Here is a 26,765-nt window from a genome sequence, read left to right on the forward strand (position 1 = left end):
ACATAACTTAGTGTGATGGCGTTTTACGCCCGATGCAAGCGATGTCTATGACGGGCTACATTTACGCAAAAGAATCCGGAAATAATACTGATGGACTTGTAAAAAGTTGTGTATGTAGCAGCTTCTGCTGATGATTGAGGTCTGACAATTCAGGTTATGTGGAAAAGTCCACCAAAAACCCAACCCCCTAACCCCCAACTCGTCGCGGGAAGGGGAAAATTCAAAGTATTTCTCCTTTTAGGAGAGAGATTTAGAGAGAGGTTTTCTAGATGCCATGAAAAATCAGTGATTGAGGTTTATTCTTCCCAAGATAAATGTCTTACCTAAAAATCAGCAAAACTGCCGCACCAGGGTTTGCAATCATCAAATCCACCCAAAGTAAGGAGCGCCAGATTTTTAGACTATGCTGCAAGACATCTTAGCATCCGCTCTGCAATAGAAGCACGCTAATTTTGGTTATTTGTCTTGGGGCTTACTCATACTGAAAAAATTAAAAATCTATTTATTAAGCACGGGACTTACGCAAAATCATGAAAAAACGAACCGCAAAGGACGCAAAGGAACAAGAGTTTCAGAGAGTTTTTGCGTAAGTCCTAAAGCAAATACATTTACTTGCTTTCATTACTATAAGTAAGTCGGCAAGAATAAATCAAACTATGTTACGAAACGTAAATACACCTTAAACCCTTACAAATGACGAAGGACAAATGACAAATGACAGCCTTAGCCAGTTAGCTTTATTTGCGTCGCTCTACTTAAGTACTTTATTTCTATACTCACTTATCAAGGAGAAGCACTCATATGACAAATCTCAACCCCAGTCACCCCACCAAACAACTTCTAGCTGGTTACTGTGGCATTATCCTGGGGGCATTTGGGGTTCATAAGTTCATTCTAGGATATGCCCCAGAAGGCTTTATCATGTTGGTGATTTCTGTGGTTGGGGGTTCTTTCACCTACGGCGTTGCCTTATTGATTATGCAACTTCTGGGTTTAATTGAAGGCATGATCTATTTGAACAAGTCCCCTGAAGAATTCGTAAATACCTACTTTGTAAATAAGCAGGGCTGGTTCTAGAAACTTATATTTCACACTTGGGTTCCTGTGTGAATTTATATATCTTGAGTGTCTCTTTGAAACAGATCCGTCAATGTAAACATTGACGGATCTGTCTAGTGGACGAGAGTTTGTGTAGTGGCGAATTCTATTCGCCGAATACTTTTCAAACATCCTCTTAAATATGACTAAATATTCTAGCTAAAAAATTATGAATACTACTGATACGCTAACCATAAAACGTAAACATCTGACCTGGATCATCTTCTTGTTGTTGGGCTTTGGCTATTTCAGTGCCATGTCTAATTTAGAAGTTCACAATTTTTGGAAAAGCCTAATTGTCTTTATGCCAATGCAGGTTGGAGCTATTATTTATGTAACTTACCTACGCTGGAGCCGACGTTGACCCTCAGCTAGGTATGAAAAATTAATAATTTAAATATGGTTGACATTCGGTCATAGTTCCAGATTTCGCCTACGCTCAAATTAGAGACGCTTTTAGTCAGGCGTTGAATTTCTGTAGCGAATCTAAACACTTGCCATGCAACTTCTCCCGAAAACTAAGCTAGCCCCAGAACTTGACCCAATCTTAGAGAAAATTATTCTCGATGTTGGGGGCATGAAGTGTGCTGGGTGTGTGAACGCAGTAGAGCGACAGCTAACCCAATATCCAGGAGTCAAGAGTGTCTGTGTGAACTTGGCTACAGAGGTAGCAGTTGTAGAGTCAGAAAGTGGTGCAGTAGATGCAGATGCACTGGCACAGCGATTAACAGCCGTTGGATTCCCGACTCAAGAGAGAAAAGCTAGCGGCACAGTAGCAGGCGAGATATCTAGCTTACCAGACCCAGCAGAACGACAACGCCGAGAAATGCGCTCTTCTGTTAGGCAGTTAGCGATCGCCGCGATGTTGCTGTTATTGTCCGCAAGTGGACATTTTGGTAATTTTGGTAGCTCCGTGCTGCCAGTGCTAAATAATATCTGGTTTCACTGTGGACTGGCGACAGTAGCGCTATTAATTCCCGGTCGCCCGATTTTAGTAGATGGCTGGCTGGGCTGGCGGCGAAATGCGCCGAATATGAATACATTGGTGGGATTAGGAACACTGACAGCCTACATTGCTAGTTTAATAGCGCTACTCTTTCCCCAAATGGGTTGGGAGTGCTTCTTTGACGAACCAGTAATGATGCTGGGCTTTATTCTTTTGGGAAGGACATTAGAGCAACAAGCTAGAGGTCGCGCCGCCGCCGCATTTAGGAAATTGCTAGCACTCCAGCCACTCTTAGCGCGATTGATTGCCAACCCAGAGAAAGTTGCAGTCGGGTCTTCTAGTGTAGAGATTCCTGCTGAACAGGTGCGTGTCGGTGAATGGTTACAAGTGCTGCCAGGTGATAAAATCCCTGTGGATGGTGAAGTGGTAGTTGGTCAAACAACGGTCGATGAGTCAATGCTGACTGGGGAAGTTGTGCCAGTAATCAAGCAATCAGGAGATATGGTGACAGGAGGGACGCTAAACCAGTCAGGAGCGATCGCTATTCAGGCAACCCGTACTGGAAGTGATACAACTCTAGCTCAAATTGTCGCTTTAGTAGAAGCCGCTCAAACTCGGAAAGCCCCAGTACAGAAATTAGCAGATACAGTAGCTGGTTACTTTACCTACGGGGTGCTGACAGCATCTATATTAACATTTGTCTTTTGGTACTTTTTCGGCACTCACATCTGGACTAATATCACCATGTCTGGTGGCATGGAAATGATCAGCCACGCTCCCAACTCCCAACTCCCCACTCCCCACTCCCCTCTATTAATCAGCTTAAAACTAGCGATCGCAGTTATGGTCGTCGCCTGTCCCTGTGCTTTGGGACTTGCCACACCAACAGCCATTCTTGTCGGGACTGCTATGGGTGCAGAACGGGGTCTGTTAATTAAAGGCGGCGACGTTTTAGAAAAAGTACACCAACTAGACACTGTAGTATTTGACAAAACTGGCACTCTGACCACAGGTAATCCCATCGTCACAGATTGCCTGTTAATTGGAGGAGATGAGGGAGATGAGGGAGTAGGGGGAGATGAGGGAGTAGGGGGAGATGAGGGAGTAAGCGAACATTATTATTCTTCCTCATCCCCCTCATCCCCCTCATCCCTAATCCAAGTCGCAGCAGCCGTAGAAAGCGGTACTCACCACCCCCTAGCAAAAGCGATTCAGCAAGAAGCACAACGGCAACACTTATCTATTCCAGAGGCTGTGGACTTTCACACGGAAGCAGGACTAGGTGTATCTGCTGTGGTAGATGGCACAGTTGTACTATTAGGCAACTGGGAATGGTTGAGTTGGCATGGTATTGCTATTAGTGAAACTGCGCAACAGGTAGCACAGGATTTGGCAACAGATGGTAAAACAGTCGTTTGTGTCGCAATTGGGGGAACTTTAGCCGGACTAATTGGTGTTTCTGATACCCTCAGACCAGATGCCCGATCCACTGTAGATAAGTTGCGTCAGATGGGCCTACGGGTAATGCTGCTCAGTGGCGATCGCAAAGAAGCAGCTAGTGTCATAGCCAAACAACTAGGATTAGATAGCGCTGATGCGATCGCAGGTGTTCCCCCAGCGAAAAAAGCGGCTGCAATCCAGTCTCTACAACAAGCCGGAACAAAAGGAACTCCTCAATCTGTTGTCGCAATGGTAGGAGATGGAATCAACGATGCTCCAGCTTTATCCCAAGCAGATGTAGGAATTGCTTTACACTCCGGGACAGATGTGGCGATGGAAACTGCTGAAATTATTTTGATGCGCGATCGCTTAAACGATGTCGTCGAATCTATTCAGCTCAGTCGCGCCACCTTCAATAAAATCCGCCAAAACTTATTCTGGGCTTTTGCATATAACACAGTTGGTATTCCTTTAGCAGCCGGTCTTTTGTTCCCTAGTCTGGGTTTTGTTCTTAACCCATCTGGTGCTGCTGCATTAATGGCTTTTAGCTCTGTTAGCGTCGTCACAAACTCAATATTATTACGGCGATTAGCTCATCACCCGTAGAATACTCTTTTATGCGTAAAATTTCCAAGCACAAATCTTGGTTATTCCCATATAAAGTTCAAGGGTACAAAGCTATCTTGAGACAGTTAATTTCTTCATAATAGCTTGAAAGAGTAGAAGGCCATATTCTACTCTTTCAAGCTATTATGCAATTTTAAAGCTTATTTAGGTCAGCACCACAGAACTTATGGTGCGCGAAAATGGCAGAATCCGAAACAAATCTTGATTATTCACAGTTCTACCGATTTGTCAATGGCAGCAGAAACCAATGAAAACCATCTATTGATTATTGAAGACGATCAAGGTCGCAAAGAATTTTCTCTGGATCAACCCGTCTACTCTATCGGTAGAGACCGTGAGTGTAATATCCGTTTGATATCGCAGTTTGTCTCCCGCCGCCATGCCACATTAGTGAGATTGCCACGAGAGCATAATAGTCATGCCTACTACTACCGGATTGTAGATGGCGATGCCAAAGGTAAACCTAGTTCCAACGGTTTGATGATTAATGGACGTAAGATACCATCTCACGATCTCAGAAATGAAGACGAGATCATTTTTGGTCCTCAAGTACGTGCCATTTATTACCTTTTAAGAAATACTCAACGTTTGTCCCAAACGGATTCGAGTGAGTATGATATTACACTAATAAACCCCGGTATGGCTGAGGATTTAGAGGAGATAGGAGAGTGAATTATAACTACCAATTACAGTCTGACATTCTCAGAGTTTCAATGGGTGAGAGTGTCTATAGAATCATCAAAGTATCTATCCTGCAAGACTTTCAATCAAATGCCAATGGCGGCTACTTTCAATTGTCTGCTTGATGAATTCAAACATTTGTCGGCAGTAATTATTTAATTGGAGTGGTAGTTCTTGATTTTTAATCACAATACTCATCCGGGTTTCGGTTTCAGTAGATTTTGATTTATCGATCAGTACTTCTACGGTTACCAATTTAGGAAAAGGAACATTGCCAGGAACCTGACGAGCGATAATGTAATCGGGTGTGTGGTATTGAATATCCAACTGACAGTCCTGTAGAAGTTCTACAAGTAACGGCAACAGATGGTCACTAGGAACAGAAACAATAAATAAACACGTATACCGAGCCATAATAGCCCCAGGGCTTGCAACACTCCGTCCATCCTATGATACCGAAGCATCTGAGCAGAAAGTTATTAAAAAAGCAAAGTTTTTGAGTTTTGAGATCAGGCATTAAGTAGGTCGGCGCAATTAAAGTTAACTGGCTAAGGCTGTCATTTGTCATTTGTCATTCGTCATTTGTCATTCGTAAGGGTTTTAAGCACCAACGTACTTACATCTGTTTTAGCCACAAGGAAAGTCCCACAAGCTAAAAGTTTGATCAAAAACTTTACAATAAAGCTTTGGCTGAGGTAGAAAATGAAAGTCGCAATTACTGGAGCAACAGGATTTGTCGGTAGTCGTTTGGTACAACGACTTCATGGAGAAGGTCATAAAATAGTAGTGTTAACTCGGAACACCGTCTTTGCTCAAAAGGTTTTTCCATCTGAAGCTTACGCCAATCTAGAAATTGTTGCCTATACACCAAATACTTCTGGTTCTTGGCAAAGTGTCATCGCTGGTTGTGATGGCGTAGTTAATCTAGCAGGAGAACCTATTGGTGAAGGACGCTGGACACCAGAACGCAAACAAGAAATTCTCAATAGCCGAAAACTAGGTACACAAAAAATAGTTGAAGCAATAGCCAAGGCTAACCCCAAAACAGCAGTTGCGACAACGGGCAGCCACACTCTCGCGGAAGTTCCCGACCTTGAGGGAAGTGGCGTCGGAATCTTTGCAACGCATTGCCTCCCTAGGGTGTTAATTAACGCTTCTGCTATTGGCTACTACGGCACCAGTGAAACGGCAACCTTTGATGAAACAAGTTTATCTGGTAACGATTTTCTCGCCCAAGTCTGCCAAGCCTGGGAAGCAGAGGCGATAAAGGTAAAAGATGCTGGTGTGCGGTTGGTAATTCTGCGTTTTGGAATTGTTCTGGGCAATGGCGGTGCTTTAGGTAAAATGATTCCGCCTTTTAAACTCTTCGCTGGTGGCCCCATTGGCAGTGGTCGGCAGTGGTTCTCATGGATTCATCTAGACGATTTAGTTAACCTGATTGTGCAAGCTTTAACTAAACCGGAAATAGAAGGCGTATATAATGCCACTGCTCCTGAACCTGTGAGAATGACAGATTTAAGCCAAACTTTGGGACGAGTGATGAATCGCCCCTCTTGGTTGCCTGTTCCTGCTTTTGCCATCGAAGCTCTTTTAGGAGATGGGGCTATAGTAGTTTTAGAAGGTCAGCAAGTCATCCCAAAACGTACCGTAGAAACAGGCTTTGAGTACAAATATCCTAATTTGCAATCAGCACTAACACAAATTCTTAATTAAAAGGGAGTGGGGATTAAGAATTTTAGATTTTAGATTTTGGATTTTGGATTAAATTTTAATCTGAAATCCGAAATTGAACGAACTTTGGGGGTTTAAGTCAAGAGTCTCTACAGGCAGAACGTTTTTGGTCGGGGTCTAAATCCCCGGATGCTCTCTACGAGACGCTCTGCGCGTTCGCAGACTCGCTTTCGGCGTCGCTAACACAAAACTTAATTACGAATTACGAATTACGAATTACGAATTATTTTAATTGCCCCATTCCCAATTCTTTGACTATTGACTAGAGAGAAATTTTCTGGAAACCCAACTGATAATACCACTGAGAATAGCACCACCCATGAGGATGCCAATTGCTGGGTTAAACACGGGTTGCCACAGTTTATGCCACAAATCTAAACCCAGGTTTACTCCCGCAGCATCACCGATCGCTGCGATCGCTAACCAGCCAAAGCCAAACAAAACTAAAAAAACATCTGCGACTAAAACCATGTTTAGCCAATTTAACAATTTATCTTTCATGATTGGAATGGGGAATGGCGAATGGGCAGTCGGGAATGAGAAATGAGGAGTTTGTATTACCAAGAAACAAGGTAGGACGCAAGAGAGAGACTCATTCAACAATTTTTCCTTGTCCCCAGTTCCCATCCTCATTCTTCAAACAGCCAATTTTTGACTTTTTTCAAACTCTGCCAATCTGGTTTTCTACTTAAACCGTCTTCAATACTATTTTTTATTTCATCTTGCCACTCTTCATTGACAAAAATTAGCTGTTGTGCTATGTCAATATGTTCTCGCAGACCTTTTTGACCTGTTTCTAGCATTGCTAAGGCAAGATTTATTCTCGCCTGTGGATCTTGTGGGTTTGTCTTGACTGCTTTCTGTGCAGCTTTGTAAGCCAAGTTGGGTTTGTTATCGAGTAGATACAACCACGCTAAACAGACCCAAGCAGCACTAGTTTTGGGAGCGCGATCGCACACTTCTTTAAACACGGGGATTAAAGAATCTACTGCCTCTCCAGCTTTATAGCGTTCTAAACCTGTATCAAACAGGGATTCAACTGTATTAGTCATTGGTCATTAGTCATTGGTCATTGGTTATTGGTCATTAGTCATTGGTCATTAGTCATTAGGCAACTGCAAATAATAAACGACAAATGACAAGGGATAAATGACAAATGACAATATTACACCCCAAATGACTTGCCGCAACCACAAGTTTGGTTGGCATTGGGGTTAGTGAATTGGAAACCACCGCCAATCATGGCATCGCTGTAATCGAGCATTAAACCGTAGAGATATAACAGACTCTTGCGATCGCTGACAATTTTGAAGCCATCATAATCAAAAACTTCATCTTGAGGGGTGATCTTGCTAGTGTCTTCAAAGTCCATCATGTAAGACATCCCAGAACAGCCACCCTGACGTACTCCTACCCGTAAGCAGAAGTCTGTGCCTTGCCTGTCCCGGAGGGATTTTACCTGGTGCAATGCGGCTTCGCTCAACAGAATTCCGCGTTGTTGAGGCTGAATTGCTTGTGTCATCTGCTTTTTCAACTCCTTAATTAGTCTAAACCTTACCCTGTATCGGCTTGTTAATGCCTCTGGGTTTGCCCTTGGTGTTTTTGTATTCATTGTAGCGGCTTAGATGTCCCAAGATGCCAAATTGTAAACACTTCGTCAAAAGCGGCCAAAGATTTTTATTCTAGAATTGAGGGACTCAGTGTGTTTAGACATTCGGTATTTTTGAAGTTCAATCCCTGCGGCAACCTGAGAAGCAACCACCTTTCAGGTGCAGCCATAAAACTTTAACCCCAGGCTAGCTATTCTCCAAAGTTTACTCCCAAATTGCTTCTTTTGGTTAACTTACTCTATGACAAGTTTTAATCGCTCTACCAGTCGTCGGTTGAAGAAATTAACTCAAATTCCTTCTGTATGGGAGGGCGATCGCCGTCCGTTGTCATCACCAAACCAGCAGCACTCAGACTCAGAGGCAAAGGGAGAATGCATTCTTTGGGTAGATTACTCCCAGGGTCTTGTCCGAGGAATGGATGTGGTGGCTTCAGAGATCGGCCCAGAAGCAATAGTTCGCACTTTAATGCAAGCAATGGAGCATCCCCAAAGTCCGGCAAGACCTGCCAGACCCCAAAGAATTGTAGTCAAAGACCGCGAGATTCAATTTTACCTGCGGGGGGTGCTGCAAGATTTGGATATCGCCATTGACTACGCGCCAGAACTGCCTTTAATTGACGAACTATTTCGGGGATTTACCGACCTCCTCGATAGTCAAACCCCCGACTTACCCCCACAGTATGCACAAATCTTGCGAGAGAAAGCATTTGCAATTTGGCAAGCAGCACCTTGGGAATTTTTGGAAGAACAGCAAATTTTGTCAATCGAGATTAATAAGTGGGATGTCGAGACACTCTATGCCTCAGTTATGGGAATGCTGGGAATGGAGTATGGGATTTTGTTTTATCGCTCCCAAGAGTCTTTAAAACGGTTTCGCGCCGCAGTTTTAAGAGATGAACAATCAACGGAGCATCTAGAAGAAGCATTCCTCAAGCAAGATTGCCTGTTTCTTACTTTTGAGAGTACTGATGAAACCGATGAAGATGAGGATGAAAAAGGTGATTTGGCGGATCTGCCATTATCAGAAATTGATCCCAATTTTGGTAATATCCACCCCTTAGAAGGATTACGGTCTGTTTTATATGACGAAGAAGCACTGGTAATCTTCGTTGCCATAGAAAGCCTGAGCCGCTTTATTCGCGATCGCCGTCAAGAGCTTCATCAGGACATCTTCCCTACCCTCAGCCGTCGCTATCGCATTTCCCTACCGCAGTCGGAAGAATCAACTAAATCTGTGGCTGTGACAGTCTCGACCATGCCGCAGTTGGCAGCAGAATTAGAGGAAATGGCAGGCTTTGGTGACGATGATCAGGAAATTGGTAACCTTGGCTCACCCACCTTCCAATCATTGCAAGATGACTTGATACCAGAAGATTCCTTCTTGAGCTTAGGTGTAGTGTCCTGGGAAATGTTGGAGTACCTGCGAAAGGGAGTCAGCTACCATCCGGTTGGTGAAATCAAGCAAGTGGGTGACGGTTTCCCGGTGATTTTAATTCAAACTTCTCGCCCCAAAGCTAAGACTGTAATTGAAAGAATTGAAACAGCAGGGGGATTGAGAGCAATTTGCTTTAATCCAGGTGCAGACCCCTTCGATGGCGATCGCTACGATCTGGGCTTACTACAAACTCAAAATGGCGAATTGTTCCTATTTGGTGAATTTTTAGATGAAGATCCAATTCATGTAGAAGCCCGGAAAAAATGGAATCAGCGCTGTAAAAAGACTAAGGGCTACTGTGGCTTAATCATTGCCAAAGGACTAACGGGAGCCTCTCGTGGCAATCCTCAGTTACGAGATATGATGGCTTTGTTTGAAGGGCGATCGCTTTCACCTAAAGATTTAGGTATTGGCACTCTGCAACTGATGCCCCAACTTAAATTTGAATAGTTGTACGAGTTGCCACAATCCCCAATCTCAAATTGTGGGTATCAAAAATTAAGTTGATGTGTATTTGATTGATATATTGACTGAAATTGCATTTGGTTGGCGAAAAGAGAAAGGCTTTACCTTTTAACGTTTACGCCTCTTCTCTTTAGCAACTGAGTGTTCAGTGAAGTCAAAAGTACTCAGGATTTTTGCATTTCTATATCCCCTATTCCTTATAGGCGGTCTTTTAACTCAGCACTATTCATCCTTCTTGATCTGCGTACCTCTCAGGGCGCGGCACTTTGTCATTTATATGTATGTATATGTCAATACTAATAGGCAGCCAATGATTAGAAGTTAACTTTACCTCATTTTCATGAAGTGCCTGTATTTTCATAGTTTTACAGTCATTCTATTTGAATATTTGCCAGTATAAACAACTACAAAAGCACACACAACTATCTGTAAAGTTTGCTGTAATCAAAACTAACTGACGCACTTAGATATCGGAATCTTTTTTTAAGAATTTTTGGAGTTTAGCATCTTGTTATATATCAATATCATCAAGCAAAACTTCAGATGTATATCTTTCTCTTTGTAATTTTTTTATAAAGGATTAAAGTTAGCTGGGTTAGTATCAAAATGAAGATTATTTAAAGTGCATAAATCATGGATATAATGAATACAATACGGAAAAAGATTGAAATACATAATTATTTTTATTGGTATATTTACCCAATATTAAATGCTTGTAAGTCAATACTATAGTCTCAGTAATTAATTTCTTAGCTTCCATCTAATAAGAATATTTACTGTCTATTTTTTTGCCCCGTAATTTGCCATAAACGGTTTATATAACCTCCAAATAGATGAGTATGAACAATGAAATAACATCACTTAATTGAAAGCAACCTATATCGCTAGAGAAAGGATAAAAACATGGCAAACTTTATCGGTCATTTACAGAAATTTATTGTAAAAACATGAAAGCAAACTAAAATATTGTGATCGGCAACAGTCAAATAACATCACATCTATTCTTGGTGAAATTATCTGTGTGAAATTACAGATAATCCTGTCAAATTTTACCAAAAAGCTTGGCTATTTACACCCAGTATACAGGGTTTTGCCCCTTTTTTTATGGCTACTAGATTGGCACGGAAAAGCAATTAACTTGATCGAGGGAAGCCAAAATTCATAACTGTTCAAGCAGCTCTTAACTTCTTGCTTACAATAATGGGTGCAGATGGGCGTTTCTACTAGAACAATCGGTTATTTGCTTACTTTTAAGAGATTATTCACGATCTATACACACTACTCTAACCCCCCTATAAGACAGCATTTCAGCATGATAATGATTGTGAAGCTTTATTTGATGATGTTGTACAAGATGTTCTCTCCAAACGGGTTTGACGAACTTCCTTAAGAGAGAAGGTCAAATGCTTTCGATAGAGAATAAATTTGAAAATCTTGATTGAGTCAAAAATAGCTGCCTCGAATTAATTTATAAAACTTCATTCTCAGGCTTTACTCATGCTGTTAGTAGGGTTATTATCTTCAAAAGCAGCTATGCGCTGTTTCTATTCTCAGAATAGTAACAAATAAAGTGTAGTTTTTTATTTCCTTTAGAAAATGATGAATCCTTTGACAAAACGAACATTTTTAATATTAATGGTATTACTTGTTTCCGGAGACAAATTCTGATAACCTTATCGGTTTACTCTTTACTTAGACCCTTTCGACGATCTAGATATACAGCAGATAGCATCATAATGACAAATAAAAAATGGGCCGTTAAACGTATAACAGTTAATCTCGCAACACAAGAAGCGGAAAAACTAGAAAAATATTGCCAACAAACAGGTAGACCGGCAACAGATGTGATTCGTGAACTAATTAGAAGTTTACCTGTCTCCGACGACGGCAAAGATGTAAACAAGTAATAAGTTACTTTCACTACTTATTCGATATAACTGCTTTGCCACCAAAAAATAGTTATGATACTTTTTTGAGTCCGCCGCTTTGCACAAGAGTTTGTCTAGCTGATACAGACGCGTTTTTCTCGCGTCTGGTCATTAACCGGGACTAAAAGAAGTGATCCAAGAGGTTTTAGTCCCGACATTGCGATACCTTAATATGCTGACGGAGTTGATATTAAGTAGCAAATTCCGACACCAACCCAGTTACAATCTGTAAAGAAACTGAAAAGGAACGACGGAATGCGCGTTGCAATCGTAGGTGCGGGACTGGCTGGGCTAGCAACCGCAGTAGATCTAGCTGATGCTGGTTGTGAAGTAGAGATTTTTGAGTCTCGTCCGTTTGTAGGTGGTAAAGTTGGGAGTTGGGTTGATGGAGATGGCAACCATCTAGAAATGGGGTTGCATGTATTTTTCGGGTGCTACTACGAACTATTTGACTTGATGAAGAAAGTGGGGGTGTTAGAAAACTTACGCCTCAAGGAACATACCCACACTTTTATTAATAAAGGGGGCCGGACTGGTGCTTTAGATTTTCGCTTTTTTACAGGTGCGCCTTTCAATGGGTTAAAGGCATTTTTCACCACTTCCCAACTATCATTGCAGGATAAATTGCAAAATGCGATCGCTTTGGGGACTAGTCCCATAGTTCGCGGATTGGTAGACTTTAATGGGGCGATGAAAACCATCCGCAATTTAGACAAAGTTAGCTTCGCCGATTGGTTCCGTAGTCACGGTGGGAGTAATGGCAGCATCAAGCGCTTATGGAACCCCATTGCCTACGCATTGGGATTTATTGATTGCGAAAATATGTCTGCCCGTTGTATGTTAACGATATTCCAGCTATTTGCTGTCAGAACTGAAGCTTCAGTTCTGCGAATGCTGGAAGGTTCTCCATCTGAGTATTTACACAAGCCGATTCTGGAATATCTGGAAGTTAGAGGCACTAAAGTTTATACGCGTCGCCAAGTTCGGGAAATTCAGTTTACTGAGTCAGACGAACAAACCCGCGTCATTGGTATAGTAGTTGCCCAAGGTGATACCGTAGAAACCATCACTGCTGATGCTTACGTTTTTGCCTGTGATGTTCCAGGAATTCAACGCATCCTACCCCAGGAGTGGCGTAAGTGGTCAGAATTTGACAATATTTACAAATTGGATGCAGTGCCAGTGGCTACAGTGCAGTTACGCTTTGATGGTTGGGTCACAGAACTGAAGGATGGAGAGCAACGTAAACAGCTAAATCAGGCGGCTGGAATTGATAATTTACTTTACACTGCCGATGCTGACTTTTCTTGTTTTGCTGATTTGGCGTTGACTAGCCCTGCTGATTATTATCGCCCAGGACAGGGGTCTTTGTTACAGCTAGTGCTGACACCAGGAGATCCGTTTATTGGACAAAGTAATGAAGCGATCGCCCACCATGTCCTCAAGCAAGTCCATGAACTGTTTCCCTCGTCGCGGCAGCTAAATATGACTTGGTACAGTGTGGTAAAACTTGCTCAGTCTCTCTACCGTGAAGCGCCAGGGATGGATGTGTACCGTCCCAACCAAAAAACACCTGTAGATAATTTCTTCCTTGCAGGGAGTTATACTCAGCAAGATTACATCGACAGCATGGAAGGTGCTACTATTTCTGGGCGGCGTGCGGCTAAAGTGATTTTGGAGAGTTTGAAGAATTGACGTAGACGCTTCGGCTTGCCGCAGGCTACCGCAAAGGGCGCAAAGGGCGTAAAGGAACAAGAGAGAATGTCAGATTGGTTAGAGCATACTGTGCAGGTAGAAGTAGAAGTTCCCATAGATTTAGTATGGAGCCTTTGGTCTGATTTGGAGCAAATGCCCCGGTGGATGAAGTGGATTGATTCGGTGAAAATTCCGCCAGATAATCCAGATATATCTCTGTGGAAATTAAAGACTGGCGGTCTGGAATTTAATTGGCAATCCCGAATTCTCAAAGTTATTCCTAACCAAATTATCCAATGGGAATCGGTTGATGGGTTGCCGAATCAGGGGGCGATTCGCTTTTACGATCGCCACAATAGTAGTATCGTTAAAATGACTATTTCGTACGCTATCCCCGGTCTTATTGGCAAAATTATGGATAACTTATTTTTGGGGCGGATAGTTGAGTCCACAATTCAAGCTGATTTGGAAAGATTTAAAGAATACGCACTGAATGTTAAAGCTAATTGATATAGATAGTAAAAACAGGCATTAGGAAATAATGTGTAAAAGTTTCTTGCTGCCTGATGGGAATTTAAACCAAAAAACTGCGATCGCATAAATTGTTCAGCATTAGTTACCACCTACTCAATCGCGTTAACGCACTCTACTTACTGTCGGTTCTGGAAGTGGATCACCTACAGCTTGGTAAGCAATAATTAGAGACTCTAATGCTTCAATTCCATTTGCCACAGCCAACTCGTAAGTATCCCCATGAGTCCGCCAGCATTGTCCTGGAAAATCAGGGAACCCGACTAAGAAGCAATCATCTTCATCAGACCATTGAATAATCATTTGGTATTTAAGCTTACTCATCTTTTTCTTTTTCTTCTACTTCCTCAATTGCCTGTTTCACTTCCTTCTCTTGGTAGCGTTTAGCATCTGCTCCGTCTTTGCCTGAAATCGTGATTTTTCCACTATAGTGCGTCCCGCTCTTAAGGGAGTCGAGGTACGAATTATTTTAATCATTGATTAGATTTTTGTTTATGCATTGACTTGTTTGTACTCAGGTAATATCCGAGGAGAAATAGTTGCCTGAATTTCTTCACCCGTTTTTTCTTCAGCTAGTCTAAGCTCATAATTTTTTTGTAAATTCATCCACAACTGCGCACCAGTACCAAACCATTGCCCTAACCGTAATGCCGTGTCAGCAGTAATTGCCCGTTCACCATTAATTATTTCAGTAATACGATTTGTTGGGACATGAAGGATACGTGCTAACTCACTTGCGCTCATCTGCAATTCATGAAGCTCATCAGCAAGAATTTTTCCAGGATGGATAGGTGGCCGTGCCATGTTATTCTCCTTTAAGGATGATTGCCTCAAAGCGATCGCTCTTAAACTAAAGCTGTTTGTCTCCTGCTTTGCGAGGGCTGAAACCCTTATTATTACGTCAATTCCTGAAAGTTTGTGATCTACTGACATTACCAAGTTGGGTCACTAAACAAATTAATCGTCAATTCCTCGCGTGGTGGTACTGCTGTGATACAAGCACGGATGATCTCTCCATCCTCTAATTCGACAGTGCAAGCGTGACAAGACCCCATGAGACAACCGGTGGGAATAAAGACCCCAGCCCGGTCTGCTACATCTAATAGGGCTTCTCCCACTTCGGCATCTACTGTGACATCATCTGGTAAAAAGCGGACACGAACAATCATTAGTCATTAGTCATTGGTCATTGGTCATTGGTCATTGGTCATTAGTCATTAGCGACTAATGACACTCTGATCGAAAAAATCTGAGATTTTTATGCACTTTAGTTTAAGACAAAAATGGAGTTAAGTCTAAATGGCTTTCAACTTCTGTGGCTAGGGAGTCTAAAATTTGCTCTCGCTGTTCCCGGTAGTTAGCAACACCTGTGGGCAAGGATTTTAAACCACGCTGTTGACGGAGGCGATTTAACCAAGCCCGTCGCCACGGGCCATTGTCAAAAAGCCCGTGGAGGTAACTTCCCCACACTGATTGACAACTATCTACTAATCCTAAATTAATATCATCAAATAGGGCATGGTAGGATTGGGGATCTACTCCTTGCTGTTCAATGCGCGATCGCCCTTGGTGGATTTCAAAGCCATTAACTGGCAAGCCCTGTTGGGGATAATTTGAGCTAACTTGGCGCTGGCGAGCAATTTTTTGTCCTGTAATTACAGTTCTGATTGGTAAAAGATTTAACCCCTGATACCTGCCAGCTTGTCCCTCTATACCTTCTGGATCGGCGATGATTTGACCGAGCATTTGATAGCCACCGCAGATCCCTAAAACTGTTCCGCCAGAAGCAGCATAGTTTTGGATAGCTTCTGCCATACCGCTTTTTTGCAGCAGTAGCAAATCAGCAATTGTGGTCTTCGTACCTGGGAGAATTACGGCATCAGGATGTCCTAAATCTTGCTTAGGACTGAGATATTTCACGGAAACTGTACTTTCTGATTCCAGTGGGTCAAAGTCGGTGAAGTTGGCAATTCTTGGTAAGCGGATGACGGCAATGTTGAGGTCAGTCTGGGCTTTATTTGACGACGATTGACGTTCTAGCAGATCAAGGGAGTCTTCTGCTGGAAAGACTTGTTGTAAGTAGGGTATGACACCGATAACGGGGATACCCGTGCGTTCTTCTAACCATTTGATTCCCGGATCTAGGAGCGATCGCTGACCTCGAAATTTATTAATTACTACACCCTTAATTAAGGCGCGTTCATCTGGCTCTAATAACTCTAAAGTGCCAACGACATGGGCAAAAGCACCACCCCGGTCAATATCTACCACTAAAATGGTTGGCGCATTCAAATGTTTTGCCACTCGCATATTAGTTAAGTCGCGGTGCTTGAGGTTAATCTCTGCTGGACTACCGGCACCTTCACAAACCACCATGTCAAATTCTGTTCCTAAATGCTGTAGCGATTCTTCAATTGCCCGCCATCCCAGTTCAAAATATTGCTCGTAGTAATCTGAGGCACTCACTTTGCCCACAGACCGGCCTTTGATAATTACTTGGGAGGTCATATCTCCTTGGGGTTTAAGTAAAATTGGGTTCATTTCTACCCAAGGCACGACTCCCGCAGCCCAAGCTTGCACTGCTTGGGCATAGCCAATTTCTCCACCATTGGCAGTGACATAAGCATTTAAAGCCATATTTTGACCTTTAAAGGGAGCTACTCGCCAGCCACGTCGAGACAGAATACGACAAATAGCTGTAGTTAATAGTGATTTCCCTGCATGGGATGTTGTCCCCACTACCATAATTGATTTCATAGTCTTTATTAGTTAGTTTTTCAAGATACAGGGTGAATTTTTAGGAGTGAATAGTCATATGACAATCCATCCATCAGTTAAAGTGCGTCCCGCTCTTAAGGGCAGTACAAGTGCCCCATGCCCCATACTAAATGCTCAATGCCTAGCATCACAAATTCCAATTAGATAATTATAGGAAATATGCCTAAAACCCTTGAGTAACAGCAACGTAGTTGCGTCCAAAGTACTTCAGGCTGCGTGATGTTCGCCCTTGGCGCTAGCTTCTCCCAAAGGGAGAGGCTAGCGCCAAGGGAGAAGGACGCCAAGGACACCAAGGAAGAGAGAGAAAAATCAATAGGTAATCTTGTAGGGGGAAGGGAGTAAGAATCTCCCCATCCTAGTGGTCGGAGAGTGTCAAGGTAAAGATTTCATGAATAGATGTGATGTTTCCGTAGATATTGTTCCCTTTGATTCCCTAATCCTAACTATTTGATTTTTTATTCTAAAAAGGTATCCGCAACCAACGGATCACAGCATCCGATAACCGATCGCGCCATGAAGGAGTCCGCCAATTTTTTCCCTGGTATTGTTCCACCAACTGCCGTCCCAAGGGAGTGAGACGAAAACTATCTGTAATCCCCTGTCCATCGACTTCCCGCCGCAATACACCCACTTGAATCAGCCAGCCCAAGGCGTTATCACAGGCTAATTCTGATAAAGGGCGTTTAGTATAGCCGTGCTTGAGTCCATTTTCTAAGGCGATCGCACTCAATGACACACTCTGGTGTCCCATGACTTCAAATAAACATAAATTGAAGGGTGAACACACTAGCGATCGCTCGGCTCTTTGTAGTGTGCTTTGAGGATAGACAAAAATATTTGGGTTTTGGGAATCAACGGCAGGCATTGTATGTGGGGATAAATTTTTCTTTTAATAAAGATTAATTTAAGAATATATTTTTTTGTATCCAGATAGCTTATTTAACCAAAATTAGTTACCTGAAGTATATATAGGACTAGTCCTATATTTTTTAATAATTATATTTAAACATTATAAATTAATGTAAAATTTCAATTGCATCAACTAATCAGAAACAGGAAAGGTTAATTATGCCTCTAGCAGTTGGTACGGATGCACCTGCATTTACCGCCAAAGATACAAACGGCAACACAGTTTCGTTATCTGATTTTGCCGGGAAGACAGTGGTTTTGTATTTTTACCCCAAAGATGACACACCGGGCTGCACCAAACAAGCCTGTAGTTTTCGCGATGCCCAGCCTCAATATCAAGGTAAAGATGTTGTAGTGCTGGGAGTGAGTGCAGATGATGAAGTATCCCATCAGGCATTCACCCAAAAATATAATTTGAATTTTCCCCTACTGGCTGACACTGACAAATCACTCATTACAGCTTTCGATGTAGATGGCGGTGGTTATGCCAAGCGTGTCACCTACGTAATTGACCCCAGTGGCAAAATTGTCCATGTTGACGCTAGTGTAAATACTACCACCCATGCTAGTGATGTTTTAGCTGCACTTGGGCTGTAGTTTTTTACCTGATAACTAAGGATTTTTGAAATGGTTTCAGCCCCAAGCTTAGAGGCTTGGGGTTATTTTTTGGAATTCAGTTACCTGATGACGGTGTAACCAATGGCAGCGTAACTGATGGCTGTGTAACTGATGGTGAACTGGGAGTTGCTTGCTGTTGTTGACCTTGAATTAGTTTTTGTTGCCTTGCTTTAAAGGCTGCTGCGGCTGAGTCTAGTTGTTCGTTCTGTTGGTCAGAATTCCAGTTGAGATTTCCGAAATTCGCCCGATGAATCAGGTCAAACATATTGAAGTTATCTGAGTTCGTGCGGGAGAACGGATCGGTATTTTCGTCTGTTGTATTATTACTGGGAAAAGCATCAGTTGGGCTGACTTGAGCCGAACTTGGTTGAGCCATGAGCAAGGAAGCAAAGCTAATTCCGGTCACGGTAGCCACAAAGAGTCTAGGAATTTGTAAAAATAGTTTTTTCATCGGATTTTGACCCTAAAATTGCTCTATTTTATCTCCTTAAGCAAGAGTCCGCCGCAGTTGGGGTTGAATACTAACTAAGGCGACAAGGGCAAAGCCAAATAATACCAGCAAGGCTCCCCCAAAGGTAACATCGCCCCAAGGAGCTTGCATTACTACACTACCTAATCCCCAATTACTGTGGAGATAGAGATAGCGAATTGGTTCGATCGCATAGCTGAGGGGATTTAGGGTAGCGATAACCTGCAACCACTGAGGCATGAAGGATAAAGGAGCCAAAGCAGTACTAGCAAACAATAATGGCAGGTTGGTGACGAAAATCACTGCAATCAATTCAATGTGACCAGGTAGGGCAAAAGCTAAACCGAGGGAGATAGCTGTTACACCCAAAGCTAAAAGCAAGACAATGAGAGCGATCGCACTTAAACCCGTTGCATCGGGTAGTCCAGCCCCCAAGAATGCTGCCACCGCCACAATTACTGCTGCTTGTAGCAAACTTTGGCTGATGATGAAGATTGCTGAGGCAAAGACAATGGAAAACCGCGATGCTAACGGTGCTACAAGTAAACGATTCAAAAAGCCGAACTCGCGGTCAAACATTACGGGTAAACCAGCATTTAGCGCCCCAGCAAAGGCTGTAAACACAATTATGCCGGCAGCCAAAAATTGACCGTAATTTGTTGTGTTGCCAAAAATACCCTTAGGTGCATTTTGGAACAAAGCACCAAACAGTATCAACCACATTACTGGCTGAATAATTCCGGCCAGCAAAGATGAGGGACGGCGTTGCAACTGAATAAACAAGCGACGAGTTAAAGCCAACGTCTCTTGCACCAATTCACCGAAAAAGTTAAAAGCAGCATTAGCATCAACTTGCGCCGATGCTTGTGGCTGCCAATTTATATCAGATTTAGGAGTAACACTCATAGCAATTTTGGATTTTGGATTTTGAATTTTAGATTGGGCATTAAAAGTTAGGAGTTAGGAGTTAGGAGTTAGGAGTTAGGAGTTAGGAGTTAGGAGTTAGGAGTTTTGTTTATCTCCCTCATCTCCCTCATCCCCCTCATCCCCCTCATCCCCCTCATCCCCCTCATCCCCCTCATCCCCCTCATCCCCCTCATCCCCCTCATCTCCCTCATCCCCCTCATCCCCCATTTCCTATCTCATATTCTGCTTTTTCTCAGCTTTCGGATCGCGAGTAGCAACTGCTGCTAGTTCTGCATCCATCAGTGTGCGTCCTGTAGCGGCGAGGTAAACGTCATCGAGGCTGGGGCGAGATTGGGCAATGCCAAATATGGGCAAGCCAGCAGTATTCAGGGCTTGCTGTATGTTGATAAGAACATCATTCTGAGGTGTCACTACCAAGTTGAGGGAATTGCCTTGAGCGCCGTTGATGATCACTTCTTGGACAAATGACAAAGGTTGCAAGAGGTTTTTAGCAATTTCTGCTTCTTCAATGGGGGAAAATTCGCGGATTCGCAAGGTGATGCGATCGCCCCCTACTTGATCTTTTAATTGTGAAGGTGTCCCACCAGCAATCACAACGCCCCGATCTATAATTGCCACGCGATCGGCTAGAGCGTCAATTTCTTCTAAGTAATGGCTGGTAATTACTACTGTCGTCCCAGAGGCGCGTAATTTTCTCAGAAAATCCCATACCACAAAACGCGTCTCTATGTCAAGCCCTACAGTTGGCTCATCTAATACCAAAACATCTGGTGCATGGAGTAACCCAGCAGCCAAGTCTAGGCGCTTGCGTAAACCGCCGGAATAGGTTCCTGTTTTTTTGTTCGCGTATTCTTGCAAACCGAGTAAATCTAATACCGTCTGAATGCGCTGTTTGGCTACTGCGCCTGGGAGGTGATAAAGTGCTGCTTGCAATTGCAGCAGTTCTTTTCCAGTTAGCACTTTATCGATGGCAACTTCCTGAGCAACATAGCCTAGTCGTTGTCTTGCCACTCTCGGATTATCTAACACAGAGATGCCAGATACTTCGATTTTGCCAGCATCGGGTGTGGTCAGCGTACATAAGGCACGCAAGGTAGTAGTTTTCCCGGCACCGTTGGGGCCCAATAAACCAAAGATTTCTCCTGATTCTACCTGAAAGGAAACATCCTGGACGGCGACCACTGTGCCGTAGCGCTTTTGCAAATTTTGAATGAAAACGGCGGGAGCCATGACAGCTTTTCCCCAACTATACAAATCTCAATAAAGTCTATCTTTATTGTAGAAGGTGGAGAGTCTTGGGAGGATAAAAATTAAATTTTCAGCACTTTCAAAGTTTTGCAGCTTGTATCATTGCAACCGCTAATAAATCCTCCCATCGCCTGAATTTGTTGCAGATAGTCAAGAACGGCTTCGGTGATCACTTCTCCCGGCATTAATACAGGAATTCCTGGGGGATAGGGACAGATGATTTCGGCACAAATGCGATCGCTTGTTTCTGCTAAGGGTAATGTTTCACTGACAGCAAAAAAAGCTTCACGGGGAGAAAAATGTAAAGTATGGCTCACTTTACTCATTAGATTCTCCCAAATCTGCCTGTTGAAAGTCAAGTTGGTTCGACGATATTCTTTGCTGAGGGTGGTAAAACCTTGGACTAATTGCTCAATATCGGCTGAGGTGTTGCCCAAACTAATAATAAACGTGAGATGTTGCAGTGAGGCGAATTCGGCAGTGACAGCAAATTTTTCATCGAGAATTTCCTCTGCCGCAAATCCGGTTAAACCTAAACCGGAAACAGTGACTGTTAATCGGGTTTTATCTAACGCCATAAAACCGGGAGATCCCCCCAACTCCCCTTGTGAAGGCTTGCTCAAGACTGATAATCCAGGAATTTGACTGATTTTTGTTCTAGCTTCATTGGCAAGTTGCAAGGTGCGAGACATCAGCATTTTTCCGTCGAGTGCCATTTGCTGACGCGCTGCATCTAGAGAAGCTAAAAGTAGATAACTAGGACTAGTAGACTGGACAAGCTGCAAAGCTTTATTGATGCGATCGCCATCTATCCGATTACCTTGGATGTGCAGCATTGATGCTTGGGTCATTGCACCGAGTACTTTGTGGATGGATTGTACAGTTAAATCGGCACCTGCGGCTAAAGCTGAAGTGGGTAATTCGGGATGAAAGGCAAAATGTGCGCCGTGTGCTTCATCTACAAGTAGAGGAATATTATATTGATGGGTAATGTTGGCGATCGCACTCAAATCGCCACAAACGCCGTAATATGTTGGGTAAACTATCAACACTGCTTTAGCGTCTGGATGTTGTTGGAGTGCAGATTTTACAGCATTGGGCGTGATGCTGTGGGCAATATCTAAAACTGGGTCGTATTCAGGATTGAGAAAAATTGGTATAGCACCGGAGAGAATTAAACCAGCGATCGCCGAAGAATGTACATTGCGAGGCAGAATGATTTTGTCGCCTGTGCCACAGGTAGCAAGAATTGCTGCTTCAACACCACAGGTAGAACCGTTGACAAGAAACCATGTTTGTAAAGCACCAAATGCCTCAGATGCCAGTTGTTGTGCTTCTTGAATAACGCCTTGGGCTGCAAAAAGATGATCTAAATCTGCTAACTCGGTTAAATCAGCGCGAAAGACAGCTTTACCAAGGAAATCAGCCAAGAGTTGAGAAACTCCTTTACCTTGTTTATGTCCTGGGGTGTAAAAAGGCGCATGGGGTCTTGCTGCATTGGCTTTTAAGGCATCTAATAAGGGTGTTTGGTTTTGATTGAGCATTAAAATAATTCGTAATTCGTAATTCGTAATTAAGTTTTGTGACGGGGATTTACCGCAAAGTTCTGATCGCCGGTTTCCGGCGATCAGAACTTTGTAAGACAGACCCCGACCCAAAACTTACCGATTTTAGAACCGGGGGACTTAAACCCACGGAACTAGTTCAATCCGTGAAATCCAAAAATCAGTTAAATCCGTGGTTAAACTTTTGGATACTATTGCTACACTTAGACCGATTCCCATTGAGAGATTACAACTAATAGAAGAAGATTATATTTCTATCAAAAGCTTACCCAGTGGGCAAGTTGGAACAATTGTAGAAGTGTATGAGCAAGAAGAATATCATTATTTAGTCGAGTTTGCTGATACCCAAGGCTGTGAATATGCAATGGCGACTTTGAGATCAGACGAAATTTTAGTTTTACATTATGATTTGGCAATTGCTTAAGTTTTTACTTTCGGGTCTGTATCTCAATTGAGGTGCGATCGCTGATAAATTATTTCTCATGCACAGCAGAGAGTCATAATTACGAACTTGTACTGAGCGTAGCCGAAGTATTACGAATTATTCACATGAGACCTGATCATCAAATCCCAATTTTCGACTGTGGTGAACCGCTAATAGAGATTCCTTTAGAATTATTTGCGGTGGAATCTCCCCATCCTTATGAAAAATTAGGTGCTACTTATGGTGAAAAATCCCCCTATTATCTTCGTGAAAGCGTTATCGAAAATTTGATCCAAGCCCAAAATTATCTTGATGTTCTGCATCCCAACTGGCGGATCCAAATCTTTGATGCTTATCGCCCGATCGCAGTTCAGCAGTTTATGGTAGATTACAGCTTCGCCCAAGCAGTGCAAGATAGGGGATTGGCTGAGGTAGAGTTATCACCAAACCAACGCCAAGAGATTTGGGAAGCGGTTTATGAAATTTGGGCTGTACCGAGTTGGGATGAAAAAACTCCCCCACCTCACAGTACAGGTGCCGCGGTGGATGTAACACTAGTAGATGATGCAGGGCAAATAATAAACATGGGTTCGCCAATTGATGAAATGTCAGGGCGATCGCACCCAGATTATTATGCCAATTTTGACCACCAACAAGGGCAAAAATATCACACTCACCGTCAGCTATTGCGAGATGTAATGTTACAAGCTGGCTTTCAACGCAATCCTAGAGAGTGGTGGCATTTTTCTATTGGCGATCAAATGTGGGCTTGGTTGAATAATCAATCTAATCCAGCCAATCCGGTAACAGCACGTTATGGGCGTCTCGTTTAGCAGAGAGAAGAATTTTAGATTTTAGATTTTGGATTGAACAATCTAAGAGGGTGTTTGAAAACTTTAGGACTTACGCAAAAACCCTCTCAAACTCTCATTCCTCCGTGACCTCTGCGTCCTCTGTGGTTCGTTTTCCGTTCCCTTTACGTAAGTCCTAAAGTTATTTTATTATTCATGTATCAAATATTTTTTTATTCCACCCTAACCCTCCCCTTACCAAGGGGGAGGGCAAGCAAAGCGTAGCTTTGGCGGGGTAGGGTTCTTACTAGGCATCTTGAGGATTCAATTCTTTTAACTCGTCAGTGGTGTAAGTACCAATGGGAGTCCAAACCAAATAAGGAAGAAGCAATAGCGCCGCCATTAGAGAAATCGGCAAAACGCAGACTGCGACGACAACGCCTAAAATCAAACCGATTACTCCCAGAATTTCCCCGACTTTGAGACTGCGAAACCTCAGCATTAGAGGTATGTAGGCGACGGTGATAATTTCTACCAAGAGGTATAAAGCCATTAGCAGCCAAGTAATTATGTTTCCTGGATTTTTTTCCCAGACAATATTAGCTGAAGCTGCACCGCAAATAAAAATCACAGTCCAGATCAACGGAATTAGCGCCTCAAAAACTAGCCAGCGAGGGCGACTTAACTGTGCGAACCATTTAACATCACGCGGCGTGATCAAGAAACTACCAAGGGCGATGAAGAAAGTTACAGCCCCAATTATTATCCAAGATGGAATCATAATGCACTCAAGCTTTGTGTATTTTGTCAAGTCATACACTGCAAGTTTGACAATTTAGGGCATAGGTTGAATCATTCCTTGGTGCGAATCTTAGGCATCTTGAGGATTGAGACTGATCATCTGCCAAGTGGTATAAGTACCAATGGGACTCCAAAGTAAATAAGGAACTAGTAACAGTGCTGCCCAACGAGAAAAACCTAAGACTGCAAGTATCAATAAAGCACTAATGATAAAACCTGTGCCACCCAGAATTGTGCCTACTTTTAGACTGCGAAACCTAAACATTACAGGCGTATAGGCAATAGTAATAATTTCTAAAAGCAAGTATAAACCCATGATTAACCAAGTTAAGGTGCTTCCTGGGTCTTTTTCCCAGACAATATAAGCCGACCAAGCACCACAAATAAATATTACAGTCCAAATAATTGGAATTGCCCCTTCAAAGGTTAGCCATCTCGGTCGTTGTAAGCGCTTGAACCACTGGCGATCGCTAGGCGTAATCAAGTTAGCTGCCAAGGCAACTAAAAAAGCCACACCCCCAATCACCATCCAAGATTTAATCATGCCCTTTATCCTTTGCAAGCGCTGTCTATCGCTTAAATACCACTCTTCATAGTGTAATTTTGTCAATTTAATTGCTAATTACTCATCATCCCTGAGTTGGAAACTTTCAGATCATTTGGCATGATTTTACAGCTATTTTCCGTTATTGGACTTTGGACAAAAAAGATGGTTCGCGTAAATTATCAGGAAACCAAAAAACTAGGCATCATAAAGGTTAACAATATTCGTAGGTTGGGTTGAGGAACGAAACCCAACATTTTCTTTCTCTTTCTTGGGTTTCGCTTACGCTAAACCCAACCTACACATTTTTATTTTTAGTCTTAACCGAACCGTATTGTTTAGACTACTTTCGCTATTAGACTCAGAATTCATTCTGAGGCGGGCTAGATGAGAATGAAATAGCCCTGGATTGATACCCCTAATTTTTAGCACCTCACTGTTATGGCGTTGCTTCCATAGAGAAATGAGTTGGACAAAGCAGTTCATGTAATGATGCTAATTCCTCAGAATATACCAAGTGCCATTACTCGGTCGCCATACTGCGAAGTCACTCTTAATAGAGAAATTATAAATGCCAGGGACAGGAATATCACCCTTTTCGCCCAATTGTCTAGTAACTAATTTACCTGTAGAACTGTTAATTACATACCAAGTACCGTTACTCGGTCGCCACACTGTAAAATCATCTCTACGATCATCATCGTATTTGCCAGTGGTAGGAATATCACCATTTTCGCCCAATTGTCTAATAACTACTTGACCCGTATAACTGTTAATTACATACCAAGTACCATTACTCGGCCGCCAGACTGCAAAATCAGTTCTACTATCATTATCATAATCGCCGACAACGGGAATATCGCCATTTACACCCCATTGTCTAGTAACTGTTTCATCTGTAGAACTGTTAGTTACATACCAAGTACCATTACTTGGTCGCCAGACTGCAAAATCAGTTTTACCATCATTATCGTAACTGCCGGGAACAGGAATATCGCCAGCTACGCCCAACTCTTTAGTAACTACTTGACCTGTGGAACTATTAATTACATACCAAATACTATTACTGGGTCGCCACACTGCAAAATCAGTTATCCTATCACCATCATAATCGCCGGGAACGGGAATATCGCCATTTACACCCCATTGTCTAGTAACTGTTTCATCTGTAGAACTGTTAATTACATACCAAGTAGCATTACTTGGTCGCCAGACTGCAACGTCAATTCTACCATCAAGATCATAATTGCCGGGAACGGGAATATCACCAGCTACACCCAATTCTTTAGTAACTTGAGCTTGTGCTTGAAAATTTAAAATTCCCAGAAATAATGGAATAGTTAAAGCAAGCAGGAATAATTTGTAACTAATCTTCATGAGAATATCAACCTCATAAAATCGCGTTGCTCCCATTGGGGATTATACTTTCATCTATCCCTTGCAAATGTTCAGCAGTAACTTGAGTTTCCCAATTGTTAATGAAGCTGGTTTGCACTAATTGTTCC

Annotated in this window: 28 protein-coding genes; 11 read left to right on the forward strand and 17 right to left on the reverse strand. The window is 42.7% G+C overall.

Going from position 1 to position 26,765, the window contains the following annotated elements:
- The first annotated feature begins 801 nt into the window (after positions 1-801).
- The 3 genes from LC605_RS00265 to LC605_RS00275 all read left to right on the forward strand — a co-directional run bounded on the left by LC605_RS00265 (position 802) and on the right by LC605_RS00275 (position 4,783).
- A complete protein-coding gene (locus LC605_RS00265; protein ID WP_229545577.1) occupies positions 802-1,077 on the forward strand; it encodes a TM2 domain-containing protein in 276 nt (91 codons plus the stop codon).
- Positions 1,078-1,597: 520 nt separating this feature from the next.
- A complete protein-coding gene (locus tag LC605_RS00270; RefSeq protein WP_229545578.1) occupies positions 1,598-4,090 on the forward strand; it encodes a cation-translocating P-type ATPase in 2,493 nt (830 codons plus the stop codon).
- Positions 4,091-4,342: 252 nt separating this feature from the next.
- The gene (locus LC605_RS00275; protein WP_229545622.1) at positions 4,343-4,783 is read left to right on the forward strand and encodes an FHA domain-containing protein; all 441 of its coding nucleotides are present in this window, start codon (positions 4,343-4,345) and stop codon (positions 4,781-4,783) included.
- Between the two features lie 75 nt (positions 4,784-4,858).
- Here the strand turns inward: LC605_RS00275 and LC605_RS00280 are convergent, their stop codons facing one another.
- The gene (locus LC605_RS00280) at positions 4,859-5,206 is read right to left on the reverse strand and encodes a hypothetical protein (RefSeq protein ID WP_229545579.1); all 348 of its coding nucleotides are present in this window, start codon (positions 5,204-5,206) and stop codon (positions 4,859-4,861) included.
- Between the two features lie 288 nt (positions 5,207-5,494).
- Between LC605_RS00280 and LC605_RS00285 the strand changes: the two genes are divergently transcribed.
- Positions 5,495-6,505 (forward strand): TIGR01777 family oxidoreductase, encoded by a 1,011-nt coding sequence (locus LC605_RS00285; protein WP_229545580.1) that lies wholly within the window; start codon positions 5,495-5,497, stop codon positions 6,503-6,505.
- A 273-nt stretch (positions 6,506-6,778) separates the two neighbouring features.
- On the opposite strand, the gene LC605_RS00290 is transcribed toward LC605_RS00285, so the two are convergent.
- The 3 genes from LC605_RS00290 to LC605_RS00300 form a co-directional block, all read right to left on the reverse strand.
- Positions 6,779-7,024 carry a hypothetical protein gene (locus LC605_RS00290; RefSeq protein WP_229545581.1) on the reverse strand — a complete coding sequence of 82 codons (246 nt, stop codon included), beginning with the start codon at positions 7,022-7,024 and terminating at the stop codon, positions 6,779-6,781.
- A 128-nt stretch (positions 7,025-7,152) separates the two neighbouring features.
- Positions 7,153-7,575 (reverse strand): M48 family metallopeptidase, encoded by a 423-nt coding sequence (locus tag LC605_RS00295; RefSeq protein ID WP_229545582.1) that lies wholly within the window; start codon positions 7,573-7,575, stop codon positions 7,153-7,155.
- A gap of 113 nt (positions 7,576-7,688) precedes the next feature.
- Positions 7,689-8,045 (reverse strand): iron-sulfur cluster assembly accessory protein, encoded by a 357-nt coding sequence (locus LC605_RS00300; RefSeq protein WP_152588670.1) that lies wholly within the window; start codon positions 8,043-8,045, stop codon positions 7,689-7,691.
- 328 nt (positions 8,046-8,373) lie between these two features.
- Here LC605_RS00300 and LC605_RS00305 point away from each other — a divergent pair, with 328 nt between their 5' ends.
- From LC605_RS00305 to LC605_RS00320, 4 genes are all read left to right on the forward strand, one after another.
- Positions 8,374-10,017: a hypothetical protein gene (locus LC605_RS00305; RefSeq protein ID WP_229545583.1), complete on the forward strand. Its 1,644-nt coding sequence runs from the start codon at positions 8,374-8,376 to the stop codon at positions 10,015-10,017.
- A 1,751-nt stretch (positions 10,018-11,768) separates the two neighbouring features.
- A complete protein-coding gene (locus LC605_RS00310; RefSeq protein WP_114084761.1) occupies positions 11,769-11,939 on the forward strand; it encodes a CopG family transcriptional regulator in 171 nt (56 codons plus the stop codon).
- Positions 11,940-12,215: 276 nt separating this feature from the next.
- Positions 12,216-13,655, forward strand: coding sequence for a 9,9'-di-cis-zeta-carotene desaturase (gene zds / locus LC605_RS00315; protein ID WP_229545584.1), 1,440 nt, complete (start codon positions 12,216-12,218; stop codon positions 13,653-13,655).
- Between the two features lie 66 nt (positions 13,656-13,721).
- Entirely contained in the window at positions 13,722-14,165 is a 444-nt protein-coding gene (locus LC605_RS00320; protein ID WP_229545585.1) for an SRPBCC family protein, read from the forward strand.
- Positions 14,166-14,291: 126 nt separating this feature from the next.
- On the opposite strand, the gene LC605_RS00325 is transcribed toward LC605_RS00320, so the two are convergent.
- The 5 genes from LC605_RS00325 to LC605_RS00345 all read right to left on the reverse strand — a co-directional run bounded on the left by LC605_RS00325 (position 14,292) and on the right by LC605_RS00345 (position 17,829).
- Positions 14,292-14,510 (reverse strand): type II toxin-antitoxin system HicB family antitoxin, encoded by a 219-nt coding sequence (locus tag LC605_RS00325; RefSeq protein ID WP_229545586.1) that lies wholly within the window; start codon positions 14,508-14,510, stop codon positions 14,292-14,294.
- 168 nt (positions 14,511-14,678) lie between these two features.
- Positions 14,679-14,990, reverse strand: coding sequence for a HigA family addiction module antitoxin (locus LC605_RS00330; protein WP_229545587.1), 312 nt, complete (start codon positions 14,988-14,990; stop codon positions 14,679-14,681).
- Between the two features lie 128 nt (positions 14,991-15,118).
- A complete protein-coding gene (locus tag LC605_RS00335; protein ID WP_069073076.1) occupies positions 15,119-15,355 on the reverse strand; it encodes a 2Fe-2S iron-sulfur cluster-binding protein in 237 nt (78 codons plus the stop codon).
- 103 nt (positions 15,356-15,458) lie between these two features.
- Positions 15,459-16,943 (reverse strand): cobyric acid synthase CobQ, encoded by a 1,485-nt coding sequence (gene cobQ / locus LC605_RS00340; protein WP_229545588.1) that lies wholly within the window; start codon positions 16,941-16,943, stop codon positions 15,459-15,461.
- A 481-nt stretch (positions 16,944-17,424) separates the two neighbouring features.
- The gene (locus tag LC605_RS00345; protein WP_229545589.1) at positions 17,425-17,829 is read right to left on the reverse strand and encodes an Npun_F0494 family protein; all 405 of its coding nucleotides are present in this window, start codon (positions 17,827-17,829) and stop codon (positions 17,425-17,427) included.
- 203 nt (positions 17,830-18,032) lie between these two features.
- Here LC605_RS00345 and LC605_RS00350 point away from each other — a divergent pair, with 203 nt between their 5' ends.
- A complete protein-coding gene (locus LC605_RS00350; protein WP_229545590.1) occupies positions 18,033-18,470 on the forward strand; it encodes a peroxiredoxin in 438 nt (145 codons plus the stop codon).
- Between the two features lie 76 nt (positions 18,471-18,546).
- Here the strand turns inward: LC605_RS00350 and LC605_RS00355 are convergent, their stop codons facing one another.
- The 5 genes from LC605_RS00355 to LC605_RS00370 form a co-directional block, all read right to left on the reverse strand.
- Positions 18,547-18,942: a hypothetical protein gene (locus LC605_RS00355; protein ID WP_229545591.1), complete on the reverse strand. Its 396-nt coding sequence runs from the start codon at positions 18,940-18,942 to the stop codon at positions 18,547-18,549.
- Positions 18,943-18,978: 36 nt separating this feature from the next.
- A complete protein-coding gene (locus LC605_RS00360; protein WP_229545592.1) occupies positions 18,979-19,866 on the reverse strand; it encodes an ABC transporter permease in 888 nt (295 codons plus the stop codon).
- 96 nt (positions 19,867-19,962) lie between these two features.
- Positions 19,963-20,094 (reverse strand): hypothetical protein, encoded by a 132-nt coding sequence (locus LC605_RS32695; protein ID WP_267868349.1) that lies wholly within the window; start codon positions 20,092-20,094, stop codon positions 19,963-19,965.
- A 3-nt stretch (positions 20,095-20,097) separates the two neighbouring features.
- Entirely contained in the window at positions 20,098-21,117 is a 1,020-nt protein-coding gene (locus LC605_RS00365; RefSeq protein WP_229545593.1) for an ABC transporter ATP-binding protein, read from the reverse strand.
- An 80-nt stretch (positions 21,118-21,197) separates the two neighbouring features.
- Complete coding sequence (locus tag LC605_RS00370) at positions 21,198-22,679, reverse strand: aminotransferase class I/II-fold pyridoxal phosphate-dependent enzyme (protein ID WP_229545594.1); 1,482 nt, start codon at positions 22,677-22,679, stop codon at positions 21,198-21,200.
- A 193-nt stretch (positions 22,680-22,872) separates the two neighbouring features.
- Here LC605_RS00370 and LC605_RS00375 point away from each other — a divergent pair, with 193 nt between their 5' ends.
- Together LC605_RS00375 and LC605_RS00380 are read left to right on the forward strand one after the other, a co-directional pair.
- A complete protein-coding gene (locus LC605_RS00375) occupies positions 22,873-23,124 on the forward strand; it encodes a DUF4926 domain-containing protein (protein ID WP_229545595.1) in 252 nt (83 codons plus the stop codon).
- A 125-nt stretch (positions 23,125-23,249) separates the two neighbouring features.
- Positions 23,250-23,957, forward strand: a complete 708-nt coding sequence (locus LC605_RS00380) for a M15 family metallopeptidase (protein ID WP_229545596.1) — start codon at positions 23,250-23,252, stop codon at positions 23,955-23,957.
- Between the two features lie 265 nt (positions 23,958-24,222).
- Here the strand turns inward: LC605_RS00380 and LC605_RS00385 are convergent, their stop codons facing one another.
- The 3 genes from LC605_RS00385 to LC605_RS00395 all read right to left on the reverse strand — a co-directional run bounded on the left by LC605_RS00385 (position 24,223) and on the right by LC605_RS00395 (position 26,673).
- The gene (locus tag LC605_RS00385; RefSeq protein WP_229545597.1) at positions 24,223-24,696 is read right to left on the reverse strand and encodes a TspO/MBR family protein; all 474 of its coding nucleotides are present in this window, start codon (positions 24,694-24,696) and stop codon (positions 24,223-24,225) included.
- 90 nt (positions 24,697-24,786) lie between these two features.
- Positions 24,787-25,260, reverse strand: coding sequence for a TspO/MBR family protein (locus LC605_RS00390; RefSeq protein WP_229545598.1), 474 nt, complete (start codon positions 25,258-25,260; stop codon positions 24,787-24,789).
- Between the two features lie 495 nt (positions 25,261-25,755).
- On the reverse strand, positions 25,756-26,673 hold the full coding sequence (locus LC605_RS00395; RefSeq protein ID WP_229545599.1) for a hypothetical protein: 918 nt from the start codon (positions 26,671-26,673) through the stop codon (positions 25,756-25,758).
- Positions 26,674-26,765: the final 92 nt, after the last annotated feature.

The organism is Nostoc sp. CHAB 5836 (genome assembly GCF_020829445.1).
Lineage (GTDB): Bacteria > Cyanobacteriota > Cyanobacteriia > Cyanobacteriales > Nostocaceae > Nostoc.

Excerpts from the sequence above, each read along its gene's own strand:
- LC605_RS00265 (WP_229545577.1), top strand. The coding sequence starts at position 802 with ATGACAAATCTCAACCCCAGTCACCCCACCAAACAACTTCTAGCTGGT.
- LC605_RS00270 (WP_229545578.1), top strand. The coding sequence starts at position 1,598 with ATGCAACTTCTCCCGAAAACTAAGCTAGCCCCAGAACTTGACCCAATC.
- LC605_RS00275 (WP_229545622.1), top strand. The coding sequence starts at position 4,343 with ATGGCAGCAGAAACCAATGAAAACCATCTATTGATTATTGAAGACGAT.
- LC605_RS00280 (WP_229545579.1), bottom strand. The coding sequence starts at position 5,206 with ATGGCTCGGTATACGTGTTTATTTATTGTTTCTGTTCCTAGTGACCAT.
- LC605_RS00285 (WP_229545580.1), top strand. The coding sequence starts at position 5,495 with ATGAAAGTCGCAATTACTGGAGCAACAGGATTTGTCGGTAGTCGTTTG.
- LC605_RS00290 (WP_229545581.1), bottom strand. The coding sequence starts at position 7,024 with ATGAAAGATAAATTGTTAAATTGGCTAAACATGGTTTTAGTCGCAGAT.
- LC605_RS00295 (WP_229545582.1), bottom strand. The coding sequence starts at position 7,575 with ATGACTAATACAGTTGAATCCCTGTTTGATACAGGTTTAGAACGCTAT.
- LC605_RS00300 (WP_152588670.1), bottom strand. The coding sequence starts at position 8,045 with ATGACACAAGCAATTCAGCCTCAACAACGCGGAATTCTGTTGAGCGAA.
- LC605_RS00305 (WP_229545583.1), top strand. The coding sequence starts at position 8,374 with ATGACAAGTTTTAATCGCTCTACCAGTCGTCGGTTGAAGAAATTAACT.
- LC605_RS00310 (WP_114084761.1), top strand. The coding sequence starts at position 11,769 with ATGACAAATAAAAAATGGGCCGTTAAACGTATAACAGTTAATCTCGCA.
- zds (WP_229545584.1), top strand. The coding sequence starts at position 12,216 with ATGCGCGTTGCAATCGTAGGTGCGGGACTGGCTGGGCTAGCAACCGCA.
- LC605_RS00320 (WP_229545585.1), top strand. The coding sequence starts at position 13,722 with ATGTCAGATTGGTTAGAGCATACTGTGCAGGTAGAAGTAGAAGTTCCC.
- LC605_RS00325 (WP_229545586.1), bottom strand. The coding sequence starts at position 14,510 with ATGAGTAAGCTTAAATACCAAATGATTATTCAATGGTCTGATGAAGAT.
- LC605_RS00330 (WP_229545587.1), bottom strand. The coding sequence starts at position 14,990 with ATGGCACGGCCACCTATCCATCCTGGAAAAATTCTTGCTGATGAGCTT.
- LC605_RS00335 (WP_069073076.1), bottom strand. The coding sequence starts at position 15,355 with ATGATTGTTCGTGTCCGCTTTTTACCAGATGATGTCACAGTAGATGCC.
- cobQ (WP_229545588.1), bottom strand. The coding sequence starts at position 16,943 with ATGAAATCAATTATGGTAGTGGGGACAACATCCCATGCAGGGAAATCA.
- LC605_RS00345 (WP_229545589.1), bottom strand. The coding sequence starts at position 17,829 with ATGCCTGCCGTTGATTCCCAAAACCCAAATATTTTTGTCTATCCTCAA.
- LC605_RS00350 (WP_229545590.1), top strand. The coding sequence starts at position 18,033 with ATGCCTCTAGCAGTTGGTACGGATGCACCTGCATTTACCGCCAAAGAT.
- LC605_RS00355 (WP_229545591.1), bottom strand. The coding sequence starts at position 18,942 with ATGAAAAAACTATTTTTACAAATTCCTAGACTCTTTGTGGCTACCGTG.
- LC605_RS00360 (WP_229545592.1), bottom strand. The coding sequence starts at position 19,866 with ATGAGTGTTACTCCTAAATCTGATATAAATTGGCAGCCACAAGCATCG.
- LC605_RS32695 (WP_267868349.1), bottom strand. The coding sequence starts at position 20,094 with ATGGGGGATGAGGGGGATGAGGGAGATGAGGGGGATGAGGGGGATGAG.
- LC605_RS00365 (WP_229545593.1), bottom strand. The coding sequence starts at position 21,117 with ATGGCTCCCGCCGTTTTCATTCAAAATTTGCAAAAGCGCTACGGCACA.
- LC605_RS00370 (WP_229545594.1), bottom strand. The coding sequence starts at position 22,679 with ATGCTCAATCAAAACCAAACACCCTTATTAGATGCCTTAAAAGCCAAT.
- LC605_RS00380 (WP_229545596.1), top strand. The coding sequence starts at position 23,250 with ATGAGACCTGATCATCAAATCCCAATTTTCGACTGTGGTGAACCGCTA.
- LC605_RS00385 (WP_229545597.1), bottom strand. The coding sequence starts at position 24,696 with ATGATTCCATCTTGGATAATAATTGGGGCTGTAACTTTCTTCATCGCC.
- LC605_RS00390 (WP_229545598.1), bottom strand. The coding sequence starts at position 25,260 with ATGATTAAATCTTGGATGGTGATTGGGGGTGTGGCTTTTTTAGTTGCC.
- LC605_RS00395 (WP_229545599.1), bottom strand. The coding sequence starts at position 26,673 with ATGGGAGCAACGCGATTTTATGAGGTTGATATTCTCATGAAGATTAGT.